The 17,329-nt window shown below is 64.7% G+C and carries 17 protein-coding genes; 12 read left to right on the top strand and 5 right to left on the bottom strand.

All coding sequences use genetic code 11. From position 1 onward, the window contains the following. Nucleotides 1–51: 51 nt before the first annotated feature. The 5 genes from ACNJYA_RS22425 to ACNJYA_RS22405 all read right to left on the bottom strand — a co-directional run bounded on the left by ACNJYA_RS22425 (nucleotide 52) and on the right by ACNJYA_RS22405 (nucleotide 5,133). Nucleotides 52–444, bottom strand: coding sequence for a GFA family protein (locus tag ACNJYA_RS22425; RefSeq protein ID WP_439363333.1), 393 nt, complete (start codon nucleotides 442–444; stop codon nucleotides 52–54). A gap of 7 nt (nucleotides 445–451) precedes the next feature. Next, nucleotides 452–1,198: an SDR family NAD(P)-dependent oxidoreductase gene (locus ACNJYA_RS22420; RefSeq protein ID WP_439363332.1), complete on the bottom strand. Its 747-nt coding sequence runs from the start codon at nucleotides 1,196–1,198 to the stop codon at nucleotides 452–454. An 18-nt stretch (nucleotides 1,199–1,216) separates the two neighbouring features. Beyond that, nucleotides 1,217–1,948, bottom strand: coding sequence for an SDR family oxidoreductase (locus tag ACNJYA_RS22415; protein ID WP_260383318.1), 732 nt, complete (start codon nucleotides 1,946–1,948; stop codon nucleotides 1,217–1,219). 131 nt (nucleotides 1,949–2,079) lie between these two features. Then, a complete protein-coding gene (locus tag ACNJYA_RS22410; protein WP_172786320.1) occupies nucleotides 2,080–3,909 on the bottom strand; it encodes an IlvD/Edd family dehydratase in 1,830 nt (609 codons plus the stop codon). 123 nt (nucleotides 3,910–4,032) lie between these two features. Continuing rightward, the gene (locus tag ACNJYA_RS22405; protein WP_439363331.1) at nucleotides 4,033–5,133 is read right to left on the bottom strand and encodes a LacI family DNA-binding transcriptional regulator; all 1,101 of its coding nucleotides are present in this window, start codon (nucleotides 5,131–5,133) and stop codon (nucleotides 4,033–4,035) included. A 201-nt stretch (nucleotides 5,134–5,334) separates the two neighbouring features. On the opposite strand from ACNJYA_RS22405, the gene ACNJYA_RS22400 reads away from it, so the two are divergent. The 12 genes from ACNJYA_RS22400 to ACNJYA_RS22345 all read left to right on the top strand — a co-directional run bounded on the left by ACNJYA_RS22400 (nucleotide 5,335) and on the right by ACNJYA_RS22345 (nucleotide 17,007). Further along, nucleotides 5,335–6,402 carry an ABC transporter ATP-binding protein gene (locus ACNJYA_RS22400; protein ID WP_145658713.1) on the top strand — a complete coding sequence of 356 codons (1,068 nt, stop codon included), beginning with the start codon at nucleotides 5,335–5,337 and terminating at the stop codon, nucleotides 6,400–6,402. A gap of 52 nt (nucleotides 6,403–6,454) precedes the next feature. Then, complete coding sequence (locus ACNJYA_RS22395; RefSeq protein ID WP_172786322.1) at nucleotides 6,455–7,774, top strand: ABC transporter substrate-binding protein; 1,320 nt, start codon at nucleotides 6,455–6,457, stop codon at nucleotides 7,772–7,774. A gap of 65 nt (nucleotides 7,775–7,839) precedes the next feature. Beyond that, nucleotides 7,840–8,793, top strand: a complete 954-nt coding sequence (locus ACNJYA_RS22390; RefSeq protein ID WP_439363329.1) for a carbohydrate ABC transporter permease — start codon at nucleotides 7,840–7,842, stop codon at nucleotides 8,791–8,793. Next, complete coding sequence (locus tag ACNJYA_RS22385) at nucleotides 8,786–9,712, top strand: carbohydrate ABC transporter permease (RefSeq protein WP_172786324.1); 927 nt, start codon at nucleotides 8,786–8,788, stop codon at nucleotides 9,710–9,712. The genes ACNJYA_RS22390 and ACNJYA_RS22385 overlap by 8 nt, the downstream gene beginning before the upstream one ends. A gap of 74 nt (nucleotides 9,713–9,786) precedes the next feature. Then, the gene (denD, locus tag ACNJYA_RS22380; protein WP_439363328.1) at nucleotides 9,787–10,773 is read left to right on the top strand and encodes a D-erythronate dehydrogenase; all 987 of its coding nucleotides are present in this window, start codon (nucleotides 9,787–9,789) and stop codon (nucleotides 10,771–10,773) included. Between the two features lie 24 nt (nucleotides 10,774–10,797). Next, nucleotides 10,798–11,766 carry a sugar kinase gene (locus tag ACNJYA_RS22375; protein ID WP_439363327.1) on the top strand — a complete coding sequence of 323 codons (969 nt, stop codon included), beginning with the start codon at nucleotides 10,798–10,800 and terminating at the stop codon, nucleotides 11,764–11,766. Between the two features lie 25 nt (nucleotides 11,767–11,791). Continuing rightward, the gene (eda, locus tag ACNJYA_RS22370) at nucleotides 11,792–12,442 is read left to right on the top strand and encodes a bifunctional 4-hydroxy-2-oxoglutarate aldolase/2-dehydro-3-deoxy-phosphogluconate aldolase (RefSeq protein WP_260383323.1); all 651 of its coding nucleotides are present in this window, start codon (nucleotides 11,792–11,794) and stop codon (nucleotides 12,440–12,442) included. Between the two features lie 60 nt (nucleotides 12,443–12,502). Next, nucleotides 12,503–13,672, top strand: a complete 1,170-nt coding sequence (locus ACNJYA_RS22365; RefSeq protein WP_172786327.1) for an acetyl-CoA acetyltransferase — start codon at nucleotides 12,503–12,505, stop codon at nucleotides 13,670–13,672. Between the two features lie 124 nt (nucleotides 13,673–13,796). Then, nucleotides 13,797–14,003 carry a hypothetical protein gene (locus ACNJYA_RS22360; RefSeq protein WP_018645722.1) on the top strand — a complete coding sequence of 69 codons (207 nt, stop codon included), beginning with the start codon at nucleotides 13,797–13,799 and terminating at the stop codon, nucleotides 14,001–14,003. A gap of 123 nt (nucleotides 14,004–14,126) precedes the next feature. Continuing rightward, nucleotides 14,127–15,326 carry a CaiB/BaiF CoA transferase family protein gene (locus ACNJYA_RS22355; protein WP_439363326.1) on the top strand — a complete coding sequence of 400 codons (1,200 nt, stop codon included), beginning with the start codon at nucleotides 14,127–14,129 and terminating at the stop codon, nucleotides 15,324–15,326. Nucleotides 15,327–15,514: 188 nt separating this feature from the next. Continuing rightward, nucleotides 15,515–16,651: a thiolase family protein gene (locus ACNJYA_RS22350; RefSeq protein ID WP_439363325.1), complete on the top strand. Its 1,137-nt coding sequence runs from the start codon at nucleotides 15,515–15,517 to the stop codon at nucleotides 16,649–16,651. Further along, nucleotides 16,648–17,007 carry a Zn-ribbon domain-containing OB-fold protein gene (locus ACNJYA_RS22345; protein ID WP_439363324.1) on the top strand — a complete coding sequence of 120 codons (360 nt, stop codon included), beginning with the start codon at nucleotides 16,648–16,650 and terminating at the stop codon, nucleotides 17,005–17,007. Before ACNJYA_RS22350 ends, ACNJYA_RS22345 begins: the two co-directional genes overlap by 4 nt. The last annotated feature ends 322 nt before the right edge of the window (nucleotides 17,008–17,329 follow it).

Raw genomic sequence — 17,329 nt, 5'->3', positions numbered from 1 at the left:
AGAGATTGCGATGACGAGGGGGTCTGCAGGTTCGGCCCCGAGCGCCTGACCTCACGCCGGAATCGTCGTCTCGTATTGAGTCAAGCCGTCGTCGAGCTTCACCCAGGCGAGCTTCTCGCTGACCCAGATGTGCTCGGTCGGGGCGAAGGCATTGCGATCGTCGAAAGTGGCCAGCGCCACGCCCGCCAGCGTGCCGTTGCGGCGCCAGGCAAACAGCCGCGTGCCGCACTGCTTGCAGAACACGCGGTCGATGCTTGCGGACGAGGCGTAGCGTGCGGTCTCGCCCTCGACGCTGAGCGCACGCTGGTCGAACTGCGCGCGCGCGAAGTAGGGCGAGCCCATCGCCTTCTGGCAGATGCGGCAATGGCAGATGCGGACGTTGAGCGGCTCGCCCTCCGCCTTGAACCGCACCGCGCCGCACAGGCATCCACCTTCCCGGATCATGATGTCCTCAATAGGTTGCGCGCCCGCCCGAGATGTCGAACACAGCGCCGGTCGAGAAGGCGCAATCCTCGGATGCGAGCCAGGCCACCATCGCGGCGAGTTCTTCCACGAGGACGAAGCGTGCCTTCGGGATCTTTGACAGCATGAAGTCGATATGCTGCTGCGTCATCTGGTCGAAGATCGCGGTCTTCGCCGCGGCCGGTGTCACCGCGTTGACGAGGATGTCGTGGGCGGCGAGCTCCTTGCCGAGCGACTTCGTCAGCGCGATCAGGCCGGCCTTGGAGGCCGAATAATGCGCGGCGTTCGGATTGCCTTCCTTGCCGGCGATCGAGGCGATGTTCACGATCCGCCCGTATTTCTGCTTGAGCATTTCGGGCACGATCGCCTTGCTGACGATGAAGGGGCCGTCGAGGTTGATGCGCAGCACCTTGCGCCATTCATCGAGGTCGGTCTCCCAGACCGGCTTATTGACCCCGGCGATGCCGGCATTGTTGACGAGGATGTCGATCTTGCCAAAGGCCTTGAGCGTCGCATCGCGTGCCTGCTCGACGGCGGCCGTGTCGGTGACGTCGACCTTGAAGACTTTTGTCTCGCCGCCGATCCCCTTTGCGGTCTTCTCCGCCAGCGCGGCGTCGAAGTCCCAGATCGCGACTTTGGCGCCGGAGGCGACGAAGCGCTCGGCAATGGCGCGGCCAAAGCCCTGCGCTCCGCCGGTGACGATGGCGATGCGGCCGTTGAGATCGATCTTGTTCATGCCGGCGGCCTTCTCGCGTCAGAGCATGTAGCCGCCGTCGACGACGAGGTCGACGCCGGTGGTGAAGGCGCTCTCGTCGCTGCCGAGATAGATCGCCATCGCCGCGATCTCCTCGGCGGTGCCGAGCCGGCCCATCTTCTGGCGGGAGATGAACATCTCCTTGCCCTGCGGTCCTTGCGCGGCGGCGCGGTCGAGCATCGAGGGCGTCTCGACGGTGCCGGGGCAGATCGAGTTGCAACGGATGCCCTTGGTGATGAAGTCGAGCGCGACCGCGCGGGACAGCAGCGACACTGCCGCCTTCGACGAGCTGTAGACGTAGCGGTTCGCCGGCGGCCGCAAGGCCGCGCAGGACGAGATGTTGACGATGCTGCCGCCGCCGCCCGCGATCATGTCGGGCAGGAAGGCCTTGATGGTCCGGTGCATCGACTTGACGTTTAGGTCGAACGAGAAATCGAAATCCTCCTCCGAGCAGTCCAGGATGGTGCCGTGATGCACGAAGCCGGCGGCGTTGAGCAGGATGTCGATCTTGCCGATGCGCTTGGCAAAGGCGTTGACGTCGGCGGTGTTGCGGACGTCGAGTTTTGCGACTTCGGCGATGCCTTCCTTGGTTAGGCTAGCGATGCCGGCCTCGTTGATGTCGGTGGCGATGACGGTTGCGCCTTCACGCGCGAATGCGATGGCGCAGGCGCGCCCGATGCCAGCGGCTGCAGCCGTGACGACGGCGCGCTTTCCTTTGAGGCGGTCTGCCATGTTGTTGTTCTCCTCACCAAGATCTGTTTGTTAGTTCGTCATTGCGAGGAGCTCTTGCGACGAAGCAATCCAGGGGCTCTCCGCGGAGGCAGACTGGATGCTTCGCTTCGCTCGCAATGACGGTGTGGCTGTCAGTGATTGTCCCGCGCCACACCGAACGTGCCGGCGACGTTCTGATAACGCGTCGCGAGCTCCATGCAGGCGCCGGTCGATTGCTGGCCGACGGTGTTGCGGTAGATCTCCTGCCACGGCGTCTGGTTCGGCGGATGCTTGAAGCCGCCGCTGGCCTTGAGCTCGGCGTGGCGCTTCTTCAGCTCCTCATCCGAGATCAGGATGTTGGCGCTGCCCTTGTTGAGGTCGATGCGCACCTTGTCGCCGGTCTTGAGGACGGCAAGCCCGCCATTGGCGGCGGCTTCCGGCGAGGCGTTGAGTATCGAGGGCGAGCCCGAGGTGCCGGACTGGCGGCCATCGCCGATGCAGGGCAGGGACAGGATGCCGCGTTTGATCAGCGCCGCCGGCGGCTGCATGTTCACGACCTCGGCGCCACCGGGGTAGCCGATCGGGCCGGTGCCGCGGATGAACAGCACGCAGCGCTCGTCGATGTCGAGCGAGGGATCGTCGATCCGCTCGTGGTAATCTTCCGGGCCTTCGAACACGATGGCGCGGCCCTCGAAAGCATTGAGGTCCTTCGGATTGCTGAGGTAGCGGTCGCGGAATTCCTTGGAGATCACGCTGGTCTTCATGATCGCGGAGTCGAACAGATTGCCCTTCAGCACCAGGAAGCCGGCGTCCTTCACCAGCGGCTTGTCGTAAGCCCAGATCACGTCGTTGTCGGGTGCGGGCGCGTTCTTGCAGTTCTCGCCGATGCCGCGGCCGTTGACAGTGATCGCGTCCTCATGGATGCGCTTGTGCTTCATCAGTTCGCGCACCACGGCAGGCACGCCGCCGGCGCGGTGGAATTCCTCGCCGAGATAGAAGCCGGCCGGCTGCATGTTGACCAGGAGCGGCACGTCGTGGCCGAACTTCTGCCAGTCGTCGATCGACAGCTCGACGCCGATATGGCGGGCGAGGGCGTTGATGTGGATCGGCGCGTTGGTCGAGCCGCCGATCGCCGAATTGATCACGATGCAATTCTCGAACGCCTTGCGGGTCAGGATGTCCGAGGGCTTCAGGTCCTCCCAGACCATCTCGACGATGCGTTTTCCGGTCTCGTAGGCGATCTGGCCGCGCTCGCGATAGGGGGCCGGGATCGCCGCGCAGCCCGGCAGCGAGAAGCCGAGCGCTTCGGCAAGCCCATTCATGGTCGAGGCCGTGCCCATGGTGTTGCAATGGCCGACCGAGGGCGCCGAGGAGGCCACGATCTCCATGAATTCTTCATAGTCGATCTCGCCGGCGGCGAGCCGCTCGCGCGATTTCCAGACGATGGTGCCGGAGCCGGTGCGCTCGCCATTGTGCCAGCCGTTCAGCATCGGGCCGCCCGACAGCACGATCGCGGGCAGGTTGACCGTCGCCGCCGCCATCATGCAGGCCGGCGTGGTCTTGTCGCAGCCGGTGGTCAGCACCACGCCGTCGAGTGGATAGCCGTAGAGGATCTCGACCAGGCCGAGATAAGCGAGGTTGCGGTCGAGCGCCGCAGTCGGGCGCTTGCCGGTCTCCTGGATCGGATGGGTGGGGAATTCCATCGCAATGCCGCCGGCCTCGCGGATGCCTTCGCGAACGCGGTGCGCGAGCTCGAGATGATGGCGGTTGCAGGGAGACAGGTCGTTGCCGGTCTGGGCGATGCCGATGATCGGCTTGCCGGATTGCAGCTCGGCGCGGGTGAGGCCGAAGTTCAAATAGCGCTCCATATAGAGCGCGGTCATGCCCGGATTGTGCGGGTTGTTGAACCATTCCTGCGAGCGAAGATGGCGGCGGGTACCGTTACTGCCGGCGGCGTGCCCGTTGGTTGGCTTCTTTGTCATTGGTTTCTCCTGCACTGCAAACGCACTGGCGTCCGTCTCATGGTGGCCGCATGTGCGGTGCCCAACGGCGCGCGCGATGGATCTGCCTTCCCGCTGGCGGGTCGTTTCCTCACGATTCCGATACTAGTCGTGGCTGCTTGGTAACGCTACCATTATGTTCGCCGCAGCCCCGCCTGATACGGGTGGCCTGCTGTCCGAACGCCGGGCCGACGAGCTTTGCCGCTCGATCACCTTGAAGCCGAGATCGAGCACCGGCTGCTCCGGGCGCCGGCCCTCGATCGCGTTGATCAGCATGGTGGCGGCCGTCTTCCCCATCTCGTAGCGATTGGTGCGGACGCTGGTGAGGGTGGGGACGGCGGAGGCCATGAACTCGAGGTCGTTGAAGCCGACGATGGCGATCTGCCCGGGCACTGCGATCTCCCGGCGCCGGCATTCGAACAGCACGCCGAGCGCGAGGTCGTCATTGGCGCAGAACACCGCGTCGATGTCGGGCTCGCGCGCCAGCAGATCGGTGAACAGGGCGCCGCCGAGCGTCACCGAGGTCGGTGTCGCCGTCGTGACCACCAGGCGCTGGTCGAACAATCCGGCGTCCTTCATGGCCGAGACATATCCGTCCAGCCGCCGCTGCACCCTGGGATCCATCCGCGCGCCGACGAAGCCGACCTTGCGGTGACCTTGCTCGAACAGGTGGGCGATCGCCGCGCGGGCCGCATCATAGTGTGAAAAGCCGATCATCATGTCGACGGGGTTCGGGCCGATCTCCATGATCTGCACGATCGGGCAGTCCGCGGCTTGAAGCATCGCGCGGGACTCCGTCGTCTGATCGATGCCGGTGACGATCAGCCCGGCCGGCTTCTGCGCCAGGAACAGACGCAGCAACTTCTCTTCCTGGAGAATGCTGTAGCGCGTGTTGGACAATTGGATCGAGTAGCGGCTGCCTTCGGAGGAGTCGTAGATGCCGCGCAGCACGTCCGAGAACACGTTATTGGTGAGCGATGGGATCAAGACACCGATGACCTCGGTGCGTTGCGAGGCGAGGGCGCGTGCGGCAAGATTGGGCACATAGCCGAGCTCCTTGGCGGCGCTCTCGACCCGTGTCCGCTTGGCGACCGACAGGGCCTCCGGATTGCGGAAAAAGCGCGACGCGGTAATCGGGCTGACGCCGGCGAGCTCGGCCACTTCGGCCAGCCGGATTTTGCCTGACTTGGTGCGTTTTCGACCCATTTGCTGCTCTTAACACAGTCAGTCCCGCAAACAAAGGAACGTTGACAGCGCTACCAGCAACGACTAACCAAAGACAAATTGCCAAAACCGCACAAACTACCGACAATGTCGCCCGCTAAGCTCGGGCTTCGTTCGGTGAAGTCCGAAAAACAAGACGGTCGCGGCGCGAGAGGCGCCGTGGACTTTCGAGGAGGGAGCTAGATGTCGTCTGTGCAAATCCGCGACGTGCGGAAATCGTTCGGCAATTTTGAAGTCCTGCACGGCGTCACGATCCCGATCGAGGACGGTCAGTTCGTCGTCCTGGTCGGCCCCTCCGGCTGCGGCAAGTCGACGCTTCTGCGCATGCTCGCAGGCCTCGAGAACATCACCTCCGGCACGATCTCGATCGGCGACCGCGTCGTCAACAATGTCCAGCCCAAGGAGCGGGACATTGCGATGGTCTTCCAGAACTACGCGCTCTATCCGCACATGACGGTCGCCGACAACATGGGCTTCTCGCTCAAGCTGCGGAATGCCGGCTCGGACGAGATCAACAAGCGCGTCAAGCGCGCCGCCGAGATCCTCGCACTGTCGCCGCTGCTCGACCGCTACCCGCGCCAGCTCTCCGGCGGCCAGCGCCAGCGCGTCGCCATGGGCCGCGCCATCGTGCGCGATCCGCAGGTCTTCCTGTTCGACGAGCCGTTGTCGAACCTGGACGCCAAGCTGCGCGTCGCCATGCGCACCGAAATCAAGGAGCTGCATCAGCGCCTGAAGACGACGACCGTCTATGTCACCCACGACCAGATCGAGGCCATGACCATGGCCGACAAGATCGTCGTCATGCATGACGGCATCGTCGAGCAGATGGGCACGCCGCTCGAGCTCTACGACAAGCCCGACAACCAGTTCGTCGCCGGCTTCATCGGCTCGCCCGCGATGAACTTCCTGAAAGGCCATGTGCGCGTCAACGGCGTTGCGACCTTCGAAGGGCCGAACGGCGTCAAGCTCCCGCTCAAGAGCGCGCCGGCCGGCTCCGACGGTCGTCCTGCGGTCTACGGCGTGCGGCCGGAGCACTTCACCATCGCCGATGACGGTGCCGAAGCCGAGATCATCGTCGTCGAGCCGACCGGCTCGGAAACGCAGGTGTTCGCCAAGGTCGGCGGCGAGCAGGTCGTCGCGGTCTTCCGCGAGCGTCACCAGTTCAATCCGGGCGACAAGGTGCGGCTGAAGCCCGATCCGTCGCTGGTCCATCTGTTCGACGATGCGACGGGCAAGCGCATGAACGCCTAGCGCATCAGACCACAAGGCATAAGACAACAAAAAGCATCACAGGGAGGACAACATGCAAGACTTTACCCGCCGGTCTCTGCTCCAAGGCGGCACCGCTCTGGCCGCAACCGGCATGCTGACGGGGCCGGCACTGTTCGACTTCGCCAGGGCCTGGGCGCAGAGCGCGCCCTGGAAGGCCGAGCCCGGCGCTAAGCTGACCGTGATGCGCTGGAAGCGCTTCGTGCCGGCGGAGGACGACGCGTTCAACGCGATGGTGGCGGCATTCAAGGCCGCGACCGGCACCGAGATGAACGTATTCAGCGAGTCCTTCGAGGACGTGCAGCCGAAGGCATCCGTTGCAGCCAACACGGGCTCCGGCCTCGACGTCGCCTGGGGTCTGCACACATTGCCGCAGCTGTTCCCGACCAAAGTCCTGAAAATGAACGATGTCGCCGACTATCTCGGCAAGAAATATGGCGGCTGGACGGACGCTGCAGCAAAGACCTGCAAGCTTGGCGAAGACTGGCTGGGCATCCCTGTCGCGACCAACGGCGGCTATATGACCTACCGGAAGTCGGCGACGGACAAAGCGGGCTTCAAGGAGTTCCCGAAAGATTTCCCAAGCTTCCTGGAGATGTGCAAAGCGCTCAAGGCGAACAACACTCCGGCCGGCTTTGCCCTCGGACATGCGAGCGGCGATGCCAACGGCTGGCTGCACTGGATCCTCTGGGGCCACAATGCGTGGACTGTCAATGAGAAGGATCAGGTCAGCATCAATTCGCCCGAGACCGCAAAGGCGCTAGAGTATTGCAAAGCGCTTTACGAGACTTTCATCCCAGGCACGCCTTCCTGGAACGACTCATCCAATAATAAGGCGTACCTGGCCGGTGAACTCTATTGCACCCTCAACGGCATTTCGATCTATGTTGCCGCCAAGACCGATCCTACCAAGAAGGAACTGGCGGAAGATACCTATCACGCGCTGCACCCGGTCGGACCGATCGGCAAGCCGACCGAGCTGCAGCTTACGCTGCCGATCCTCGCCTTCAACTTCACCAAATATCCGAACGCGGCGAAGGCCTTCGTCGCCTTCATGCTGGAGAAGGAGAACTACGAGAAGTGGCTGGATGGCGCGCAAGGCTATCTGCAGCAGACCTTGAACGCCTATGAATCGGCGTCGGTCTGGACGGCCGATCCCAAGAACGCCGTGTACTCGCAGGCCTCCAAGCGCACGCTGCCGGCGTCCGGCATCGGCACCGTCGGCGAGAAGGCGGCGACCGCGATCGCCGATTTCATCGTCGTCGACATGTTCGCCAATTACTGCACCGGCGCCAAGGATGCGAAGGGCGCGATGGCCGAAGCCGAGCGCCAGCTGAAGCGCATCTATCGCTGAACGGTCACGGGGCGGGCGGCTCTTGGGCCGCCCGCTCGTCAACATTTCGATCAGGGATATCGGGCATGGCTGATGTCGCAATTCCCCGGGCCAAGCCTCAGTTGAGCGAGGACAGCGCCTGGGTCCAGCTCAAACACAATCGCAACTGGCTCGGCTTCTGGTTCATGGTGCCGGCCATGGCCTTCCTGATCTTCTTCCTGGCCTATCCGCTCGGGCTCGGCATCTGGCTGTCCTTCACGGACACGCGTATCGGCAGGGTCGGGCACTTCGTGGCCACCGAGAACTATGAGTGGTTGTGGGACGATTCCATCTTCTGGCTGTCGGTGTTCAACACGCTGCTCTACACCTTCGTCGCCAGCGCCCTCAAATTCGCGATCGGCCTCTACCTCGCGCTGCTGCTGAACGAGAACATGCCGTTCAAGGCGATGCTGCGCGCGATGGTGCTGATTCCGTTCATCGTGCCGACGGTGCTCTCGGCGCTGGCGTTCTGGTGGATCTTCGACTCGCAATTCTCCATCATCTCCTGGTCGCTGAAGCATCTCGGCTTAATCAACCAGAACATCAACTTCCTCGGCGACACGACCTGGGCACGCATTTGCGTGATCTTCGCCAATATCTGGCGCGGCGTGCCCTTCGTGGCGATCACGCTGCTCGCGGGACTGCAGACCGTCTCGCCCTCGCTCTATGAAGCGGCGACGCTCGACGGCGCCACGCGCTGGCAGAATTTCCGCTTCATCACCTATCCGCTGCTGACGCCGATCATCGCTGTGGTGATGACCTTCTCCGTGCTCTTCACCTTCACCGATTTCCAGCTGATCTGGGCGATGACGCGTGGCGGCCCGGTCAACGCCACTCACCTGATGGCGACCCTGTCCTATCAGCGCGCGATCATCGCCGGGCAGCTCGGCGAGGGCGCCGCGATCTCCAGCGCGATGATTCCGTTCCTGCTCGCCGCCATCATGGTCTCGTGGTTCGGATTGCAGCGCCGGAAGTGGCAGCAGGGAGAGAGCAATGACTGACCTGCCCACCAGATCCATCGATCTCAAGAATGTGCTGTCGGGCTCGGCGCCTACGGCCGATCACAGCGAGGGCATGAGCTATCTGCAGTCGGTGCCGCGCAGGCTCGTGACGCTGTATCTGCCGCTCACGATCATCGTCGTCGTTCTGCTGTTCCCGTTCTACTGGATGGCGCTGACCTCGGTGAAGCCCGACGAGCAGCTGCTCGATCTCGACAAGTACAACCCGTTCTGGACCTGGAGCCCGACGTTCAAGCATTTCTACAAGCTGCTGTTCGAGAGCTATTATCCGCACTGGCTCTGGAACACGATGTACGTCGCGGTTTGCGCCACGATCCTGTCGATCATCGCATCGGTGCTCGCGGCCTACGCCATCGTGCGCTTGCGTTACAAGGGCGCCAATCTCGTCGGCGGGCTGATCTTCCTCGCCTATCTGGTGCCGCCGTCGATCCTGTTCATTCCGCTCGCCACCGTCGTTTTCCAGTACGGTCTGTTCGATTCGCCGCTGGCGCTGATCCTGACCTATCCGACCATCCTGATCCCGTTCTCGACCTGGCTGCTGATGGGCTATTTCAAGACCATCCCGTTCGAGCTCGAGGAATGCGCGCTGATCGACGGGGCGAGCCGCTGGCAGATCCTGATCAAGATCGTGCTGCCGCTCGCAATTCCCGGCCTGATCTCGGCCTTCATCTTCTGCTTCACGCTGTGCTGGAACGAGTTCATCTACGCCCTGACGTTCCTGCAATCGACCAGCAACAAGACCGTGCCGGTCGCGATCGTGAACGAGTTCGTGGACGGTGACATCTACCGCTGGGGCTCGCTGATGGCGGGCGCGCTGGCCGGCTCGCTGCCGCTCGTGATCCTTTACGCCTTCTTCGTGGAGCATTATGTGTCGGCGATGACCGGCGCCGTGAAGGAATGATCGCGGGGCCTGCCGGGGGCGCGCCAATGGTTTCAAGAGCGGCGCGCTCCGGCCAATAAGAAGGAGTTGAGCTCTTGCACATTCTGGTTCTCGGCGCCGCCGGCATGGTCGGCCGCAAACTCTGTGATCGGCTGCTGCGCGACGGCCGGCTCGGCAAGAGCGACATCACGAAATTGACCATGCACGACGTGGTCGAGCCGAAGAAGCCGGAGAAGGCCGGTTTCCCGGTCGAGACCGTGTCGGGCGATTTCGCCGTCCCGGGCGCCGCCGAGAAGCTGATCGCAGGCCGCCCCGACGTGATCTTCCATCTCGCCGCGATCGTCTCCGGCGAGGCCGAGCTCGATTTCGACAAGGGCTATCGCATCAATCTCGACGGCACGCGGATGCTGCTCGATGCGATCCGCCTAGCGGGCGGCGGCTACAAGCCGCGCGTGGTGTTCACGTCTTCGATCGCGGTGTTCGGCGCGCCGTTTCCCGATGCGATCGGCGACGAGTTCTTCCATACCCCGCTGCTCAGCTACGGCACCCAGAAGGCGATCGGAGAGTTGCTGCTCGCCGACTATTCCCGCCGCGGCTTCCTCGACGGCATCGGCATCCGCCTGCCGACCATCTGCATCCGGCCCGGCCTGCCCAACAAGGCGGCATCGGGCTTCTTCTCCAACATCCTGCGCGAGCCGCTGGCCGGCAAGGAAGCGGTCCTTCCCGTATCCGAGGACGTCCGCCACTGGCACGCCACGCCGCGCTCGGCCGTCGGCTTCCTGCTCCACGCCGGCACCATGGATCTCGCCACCGTCGGCCCGCGCCGCAACCTGACCATGCCCGGCCTGTCGGCGACGGTCGGCGAGCAGATCGCCGCCTTGAAGCGGGTTGCGGGCGAGAAAGTCGCCGCGCGCATCAGGCGAGAGCCCGATCCCTTCATCGTCGGCATCGTCGGCGGCTGGCCGCGCAATTTCGACGCCAGGCGGTCGCGCGAGCTCGGCTTCACCACCGCCGAGAAGACGTTCGACGATATCATCCGCATTCACATCGAAGACGAGCTCGGCGGCAATTTCGTCGCCTGATCTCCGACTGAGCGGGTCCTGATGATGGCGAGCGTTGCTTGCATCGGTGAATGCATGGTCGAGCTCCGGCAGGCCCAAGGCGGCGCGTCTGCCGGGCAGGGCGGCGGTCTCTACTCACGCGGCTTCGGCGGCGACACCCTCAACACGGCCGTGTATCTGGCCCGGCTGGACGTCAAGGTCGACTATCTCACCGCGCTTGGCGACGATGCCCTGAGCGATGAGATGGTCGCGGCCTGGAATGCGGAAGGCGTCGGCACGCGGCGTGTCGTGCGGCTCGCGGGCAAGCTGCCCGGCCTCTATATGATCCAGACGGATGGCAGGGGCGAGCGCCAGTTCTTCCACTGGCGCGACAGCGCGGCGGCGCGGCAGCTGATGAGCCTGCCGGAGACCGACGAGCTGCTCAACTCGCTGATGAGCTACGACATCGTCTATCTCTCCGCCATCACGCTCTCGATCTACGACGCGGCCGGGCGCGATCGCCTGTTCGGCGCGATCAAGCGCGCGCGCCTGCTCGGCACCCGCTTCGTGTTCGACACCAATTTCCGCGCGCGCGGCTGGCCGGACCGCGATATCGCGCGGGAGGTGTTTGCGACCGCCTTCGCGGCCGCCGACATCGTGCTGACCTCGACCGAGGACCTGCTCGCGCTGCACCCCGGAGAAAGTCAGGACCAGCTGATGGCGCGCATCCCGACCCCGGAGCTGGTGTTCCGTCTGCCCGAGCCGGTGAGCCTGTTGCGCTACCCCGGCGGCGCCAGCGAGGTCCGCGCCGAGCCGATGACCAAGCCCGTGGTCGATACCACCGCCGCCGGCGACAGCTTCGCCGCCGCCTATATCGCGGCCCGGCTCGCCGGCGCCGAGCCGGTCGAGGCGGCCGAGGCCGGACATCGCCTCGCCAGCCTCGTGATCTGCTATCCCGGCGCCATCATTCCGGGCTATGCCATGCCGCCGAAGAAGCGGCACCGGCCGGCGGCCTCCCGCCAGGCCAGCAAGTAAACAGCGACCAAATGAGTCGAGAGCTATGACCACGGCTGCCCAACAGAACCATCTCGTCGCGCTGTTCAAGGCTGCGACAGTCATTCCCGTCCTCACCATCGAGCGCATCCAGGACGCCGTGCCGCTGGCGCGCGCGCTGGTTGCCGGCGGTGTCCGCACGCTGGAGGTGACCTTGCGCACGCCCGTTGCGATCGAGGCGGCGCGCGCGGTGATGAACGAGGTCCCTGAGGCGGTCGTCGGCATCGGCACCATTCTCAATCCGGCCGACTTCAGCCGGGTCGAGAAGCTCGGCGTCGCATTCGGCATCAGCCCGGGCCTGACCCCCGATCTGCTCAAGGCCGCGACCGACAGCTCCTTGCCGTTCGCGCCGGGCATTGCAACGGCGTCCGAGCTGATGATGGCGCTGTCCTACGGTTTCGACGTCGCGAAGTTCTTCCCGGCGGAGCAGGCCGGCGGCATCAAGGGCCTGCGCTCCCTCGGTGGGCCGTTCCCGAACGTGCGGTTTTGCCCGACCGGCGGGGTGGGCGAGGCCAATGCCGCGACCTGGCTGGCCGAATCCAATGTCGTTGCGGTCGGCGGGTCCTGGCTGTGCCCGACAGGGGAGATCCGGGCCGGGAACTGGGCCGGCATAACTGCCATCTGCGAGCGGACCCTCAAGGCGCTGAAAGCCGCGTGAAGTCTTGTCATCCCTGGGCTAAGACTTAGCTCAGGACAAGACCTGCAGGGAGAGACGACCATGACCGCCAGCATCGTCGGATGGGCGCATACGCCGTTCGGCAAGTTCGACACTGAAACCGTCGAAAGCCTCGTCACCCGCGTCGCCAATGAGGCGCTCGCCGATGCCGGCATTTCGGCCTCCGACGTCGACGAGATCGTGCTCGGCCACTTCAACGCCGGCTTCTCGCCCCAGGATTTCACCGCCTCGCTGGTGCTGCAGGCCGACCCCAAGCTGCGCTTCAAGCCGGCGACCCGCGTCGAGAACGCCTGCGCCACGGGATCTGCCGCCGTGCACCAGGGCCTGCGCGCGATTGCCGCAGGGGCTGCCAAGATCGTGTTGGTCGTCGGCGTCGAGCAGATGACGCGCACGCCGGGCCCGGAGATCGGCAAGAACCTGCTCAAGGCGTCCTACCTGCCCGAAGACGGCGACACGGTCGGCGGCTTCGCCGGCGTGTTCGGCAAGATCGCCAGCTCCTATTTCCAGAAATATGGCGACCAGTCCGATGCGCTGGCGCTGATCGCGGCCAAGAACCACAAGAACGGCGTCGCCAATCCCTTCGCCCAGATGCGCAAGGACTTTGGCTTCGACTTCTGCCGCGCCGAGAGCGAGAAGAACCCTTACGTCGCCGGCCCCCTGAAGCGCACCGACTGCTCGCTGGTCTCCGACGGAGCCGCCGCCCTGGTGCTGGCCGATGCCGAGACAGCCAAGGGCATGACCAAGTCGATCGGCTTCCGCGCCACCGCGCATGCCCAGGACTTCCTGCCGATGTCCAAGCGCGACATCCTGCAGTTCGAGGGCTGCACGGTCGCCTGGCAGCGCGCGCTGGAGAAGGCCGGTGTCACGCTGTCCGATCTCTCTTTCGTCGAGACCCATGACTGCTTCACGGTTGCCGAGCTGATCGAGTACGAAGCCATGGGCCTGACGCCGAAGGGGCAGGGTGCCCGTGCCATCAAGGAAGGCTGGACGCTGAAGGACGGCAAGCTGCCGGTCAATCCGTCCGGCGGCCTGAAGGCCAAGGGCCATCCGATCGGCGCCACCGGCGTCTCCATGCATGTGATGACCGCGATGCAGCTCGCAGGCCAGGCGCCCGAGGGCATGCAGCTCAAGAACGCCAAGCTCGGCGGCATCTTCAACATGGGCGGGGCGGCCGTCGCCAACTACGTTTCGGTGCTCGAGCCGCTCAAGTAGGCTCTCGTAGGGTGGGCAAGGGCGCGAAAGCGCCATGCCCACCTTTTTCCTTGCGCTAGATCATGGTGGGCACGCTGCGCTTTGCCCACCCTACGGCTCCTGATTGAAAGACGAGACGCGCATCATGAGCAATGCCTACGAAGACTCTCTCTCCCTCGAAGCACTCAACGATCGTATCGCGATCCTCGAGGACAATATCCGCCAGCTCATCGAGCAGGCCGCTGCCGCTTCCGGCGAGCAGAACGAGTCGCGCATCGCCGACCGCATCAACCAGCAGAACGACGAGCTCGAGCGGCTCCTGAAGATCCGGGAATCCCGTCAGAAGAAATAGCGGCCGATGTCGCTCCGCGGCGCATGCCGCCATACGCCGGCCGCCCTTGCGCGCGCGACGCCACTGCCGTTAGCTGGACCGAAATCGCCGGGCATTTGAGCCCCGCGCAATCGGGAGCGAACGATGGGGCCGCTGAAGGGCGTCAAGGTCATCGACATGACCACCGTGCTGATGGGGCCTTATGCGACCCAGATGCTCGGTGATTACGGTGCCGACGTCATCAAGGTGGAGTCGCTGGATGGCGACGTCACCCGCCTGATCGGCCCGATGCGTCACGCCGGCATGGGTCCGGTGTTCCTCAACACCAACCGCAGCAAGCGCTCGATCTGCCTCGATCTGAAGAAGCCTGCGGGGCGCGAAGCCGTGCTGCGGCTTCTGAAGGACGCCGACGTCTTGGTCTACAACGTCCGCCCGCAGGCCATGGCGCGGCTGCAGCTCGGCTACGACGTCGTCTCCGCCATCAACCCGCGCCTCGTCTATGCCGGCGTGTTCGGCTTCGGCCAGGACGGCCCTTATGCTGCAAAACCCGCTTACGACGACCTGATCCAGGGCGCCACCGCGTTGCCGGCGCTGATGGCGCAGACCGGGGACGGCGTGCCGCGCTATGTGCCGAACGCGCTTGTGGACCGCATCGTTGGCATCACCGCGGTCGGCGCGATCTGCGCCAGCCTCGTGCACCGCGACCGCACCGGCCGCGGCCAGCGCGTCGACATTCCGATGTTCGAGACCATGGCCGGCTTCGTCATGGGCGATCACATGGGCGGGCTGACCTATGAGCCGCCGCTCGACAAGGGCGGCTATGCCCGCCATCTCTCGCGCGACCGCAGGCCGTACAAGACCTCTGACGGCTATCTCAGCGTCATCGTCTACAACGACAAGCAATGGGAGAATTTCTTCAAGGCCACAGGACGCGACGACCTGCGCGCCGATCCCAAATTTGCAACCTTTGCCGGCCGCGCCGCCAATATCGACATCGTCTATGCCGAGCTCGCCCGCATCTTCGAGACGCGTGCCACGGCGGAGTGGATCGATCTGCTGACGAAGGCCGACGTGCCCGTCATGCCGATGCACGATCTCGCCTCTATCCTGCACGACGAGCATCTGGAGGCCACCGGCTTCTTCCCGGTGGTCACTCATCCGACCGAAGGCCCGATCCGCAGCATGAAGGTGACGGCGACCTGGTCGGAGACAGAGGCAGAGCCGGTACGCCTGGCGCCGCGGCTCAACGAGCACGGCGCCGAGATCTTGCGCGAGATCGGATACTCGGCCGACGAGATCGCCGCCATGGTGCGCGACGGCGTTACGCGCGGAGCGCCGGAGTAGGGGGAAGGTATGGCGCGCAATCTCTCATCCGTCATTCCGGGGCGCGACGAAGTCGCGAGCTCTGGTGCGCAGTTGCGCACCTGAGAATCCATAACCACGATCGGGAGTATGGATTCTCAGGTGCGCAACTGGGCACCAGAGCTCGCGCCAAGGGGCGCGCCCCGGAATGACAGAGGAGAAAGCCCGCCATGAGCTTCATCACCGGCGTCGGCCTCACATCTTTCGGTAAGCACGAGGGCTCCTCCTCGCTGGACCTGATGAGCAAGGCCGCCCAACTTGCGCTCGACGATGCCGGCCTCAAGCGTACCGACATCGACGGCATCCTCTGCGGCTATTCCACCGTCTCTCCGCACATCATGCTCGCCACCGTCTTCGCCGAGCATTTTGGCATCCGCCCGTCCTACGCCCACGCCGTGCAGGTCGGTGGCGCCACCGGCCTCGCCATGACCATGCTCGCCCATCATCTCGTGGAAGCAGGCGTCGCAAAACACGTGCTCGTCGTCGCCGGCGAGAACCGGCTCACCGGGCAGAGCCGCGATGCCTCGATCCAGGCGCTGGCGCAGGTTGGTCATCCCGACTACGAGGTGCCGCTGGGACCGACCATCCCGGCCTATTACGGCCTGGTCGCCACGCGCTACATGCACGAATACGGCGTGACCGAAGAAGACCTCGCGGAGTTCGCGGTGCTGATGCGCGGGCACGCCTGCAGCCATCCCGGCGCGCAATTCCACGATCCCATCACGGTCGCCGACGTCATGGCCTCGAAACCGGTGGCGCTGCCGCTCAAGCTGCTCGATTGCTGCCCGGTCTCCGACGGCGGCGCGGCCTTCGTCGTCAGCCGCGAGCGGACGGGGGAAGCGGGCGTGCACATCCGCGGCTGCGCCCAGGCGCACACGCATCAGCATGTCACGGCAGCGCCCGTCCTCAGCGAGCTCGGCGCCGAGATCTCCATCGCCCGCGCGAAGCAGGCCACGGGTCTGGCGATTTCCGACGTGCGCTATGCCGCGATCTACGACAGCTTTACGATCACGCTCGCGATGCTGCTGGAAGACCTCGGGCTCGCCGGCCGCGGCGAGGCGGCCGCGCGCGTGCGCGCCGGCCATTTCGGCCGCGACGGCGCGATGCCGCTGAACACCCATGGCGGCCTGCTCAGTTACGGCCATTGTGGCGTCGGCGGCGCCATGGCGCACCTGGTCGAGGCGCATTTGCAGATGACGGGGCGGGCGGCGACCCGCCAGGTGCGCGATGCCTCGATCGCGCTGCTGCATGGCGACGGCGGCGTGCTGTCGTCTCACGTGAGCATGTTCCTGGAGCGGGTGCGATGAGCGAGCGTCTGGCGGACTGGACCACGGGCGAAGAGGCCATCACCTACCAGACCTGTAGCTCATGCGGGCATGTACAGTATTTCCACCGCGCCTTCTGCGCGGCTTGTGGCGAATCGGACCCGCGCGAGGCGCGCGCCAGCGGCAAGGGCAGGGTGTACGCGACCTCGCTGGTCTGCCGCGCGGCAACGCCGGAAATGCGCGCGCACGTGCCTTACAATATCCTGTTGGTCGATTGCGCCGAGGGTTTTCGCATGATGGCCCATGGCGAGAACGACCTCGCCATCGGCGATTCGGTCGTTGCGTGCTTCAAGCCCTTTGCCGGCAGGCTGGTGCCGTTCTTCGCCAAACAAAAATAGTGGGATTCGTCATTCGAGGGCGGTCATACGACCGAGCCTGGAACGGGTATTCTGGGCTTGGCTTGCTAGGGCCGCGCGTTGCGCGGTCCCGGGAGAGCCACCCCGGAATGACGAAAACTCTTAAAACGCGAACTAACGCCCGTAGAACAAGATGCTGGCGATGACGAGCATCGCCGTCACCGCCAGCATATGCGCGAGCGCTCCCGAGGCCGCCCCCTTGGTGGCTTCCTTCATGCCGTTTTCTCCCTAGACTTGGGCGTGACTCATCGTTGCGCGGTTAGCGCACACGACGGCCAATTGTTTTTACTCGGAACACCCCTTG

Origin of the sequence: Bradyrhizobium sp. BLXBL-01, from assembly GCF_051853025.1 — a bacterium.
Taxonomy (GTDB): Bacteria; Pseudomonadota; Alphaproteobacteria; order Rhizobiales; family Xanthobacteraceae; genus Bradyrhizobium.
Note: the sequence above shows the minus strand (reverse complement) of the source record. Positions and strands in the feature narration are given on the sequence as shown.

Excerpts from the sequence above, each read along its gene's own strand:
- ACNJYA_RS22405 (WP_439363331.1), bottom strand. The coding sequence starts at position 5,133 with ATGGGTCGAAAACGCACCAAGTCAGGCAAAATCCGGCTGGCCGAAGTG.
- ACNJYA_RS22425 (WP_439363333.1), bottom strand. The coding sequence starts at position 444 with ATGATCCGGGAAGGTGGATGCCTGTGCGGCGCGGTGCGGTTCAAGGCG.
- ACNJYA_RS22385 (WP_172786324.1), top strand. The coding sequence starts at position 8,786 with ATGACTGACCTGCCCACCAGATCCATCGATCTCAAGAATGTGCTGTCG.
- ACNJYA_RS22395 (WP_172786322.1), top strand. The coding sequence starts at position 6,455 with ATGCAAGACTTTACCCGCCGGTCTCTGCTCCAAGGCGGCACCGCTCTG.
- ACNJYA_RS22400 (WP_145658713.1), top strand. The coding sequence starts at position 5,335 with ATGTCGTCTGTGCAAATCCGCGACGTGCGGAAATCGTTCGGCAATTTT.
- ACNJYA_RS22390 (WP_439363329.1), top strand. The coding sequence starts at position 7,840 with ATGGCTGATGTCGCAATTCCCCGGGCCAAGCCTCAGTTGAGCGAGGAC.
- ACNJYA_RS22365 (WP_172786327.1), top strand. The coding sequence starts at position 12,503 with ATGACCGCCAGCATCGTCGGATGGGCGCATACGCCGTTCGGCAAGTTC.
- ACNJYA_RS22415 (WP_260383318.1), bottom strand. The coding sequence starts at position 1,948 with ATGGCAGACCGCCTCAAAGGAAAGCGCGCCGTCGTCACGGCTGCAGCC.
- ACNJYA_RS22355 (WP_439363326.1), top strand. The coding sequence starts at position 14,127 with ATGGGGCCGCTGAAGGGCGTCAAGGTCATCGACATGACCACCGTGCTG.
- ACNJYA_RS22375 (WP_439363327.1), top strand. The coding sequence starts at position 10,798 with ATGGCGAGCGTTGCTTGCATCGGTGAATGCATGGTCGAGCTCCGGCAG.
- ACNJYA_RS22345 (WP_439363324.1), top strand. The coding sequence starts at position 16,648 with ATGAGCGAGCGTCTGGCGGACTGGACCACGGGCGAAGAGGCCATCACC.
- eda (WP_260383323.1), top strand. The coding sequence starts at position 11,792 with ATGACCACGGCTGCCCAACAGAACCATCTCGTCGCGCTGTTCAAGGCT.
- ACNJYA_RS22360 (WP_018645722.1), top strand. The coding sequence starts at position 13,797 with ATGAGCAATGCCTACGAAGACTCTCTCTCCCTCGAAGCACTCAACGAT.
- ACNJYA_RS22410 (WP_172786320.1), bottom strand. The coding sequence starts at position 3,909 with ATGACAAAGAAGCCAACCAACGGGCACGCCGCCGGCAGTAACGGTACC.
- ACNJYA_RS22420 (WP_439363332.1), bottom strand. The coding sequence starts at position 1,198 with ATGAACAAGATCGATCTCAACGGCCGCATCGCCATCGTCACCGGCGGA.
- ACNJYA_RS22350 (WP_439363325.1), top strand. The coding sequence starts at position 15,515 with ATGAGCTTCATCACCGGCGTCGGCCTCACATCTTTCGGTAAGCACGAG.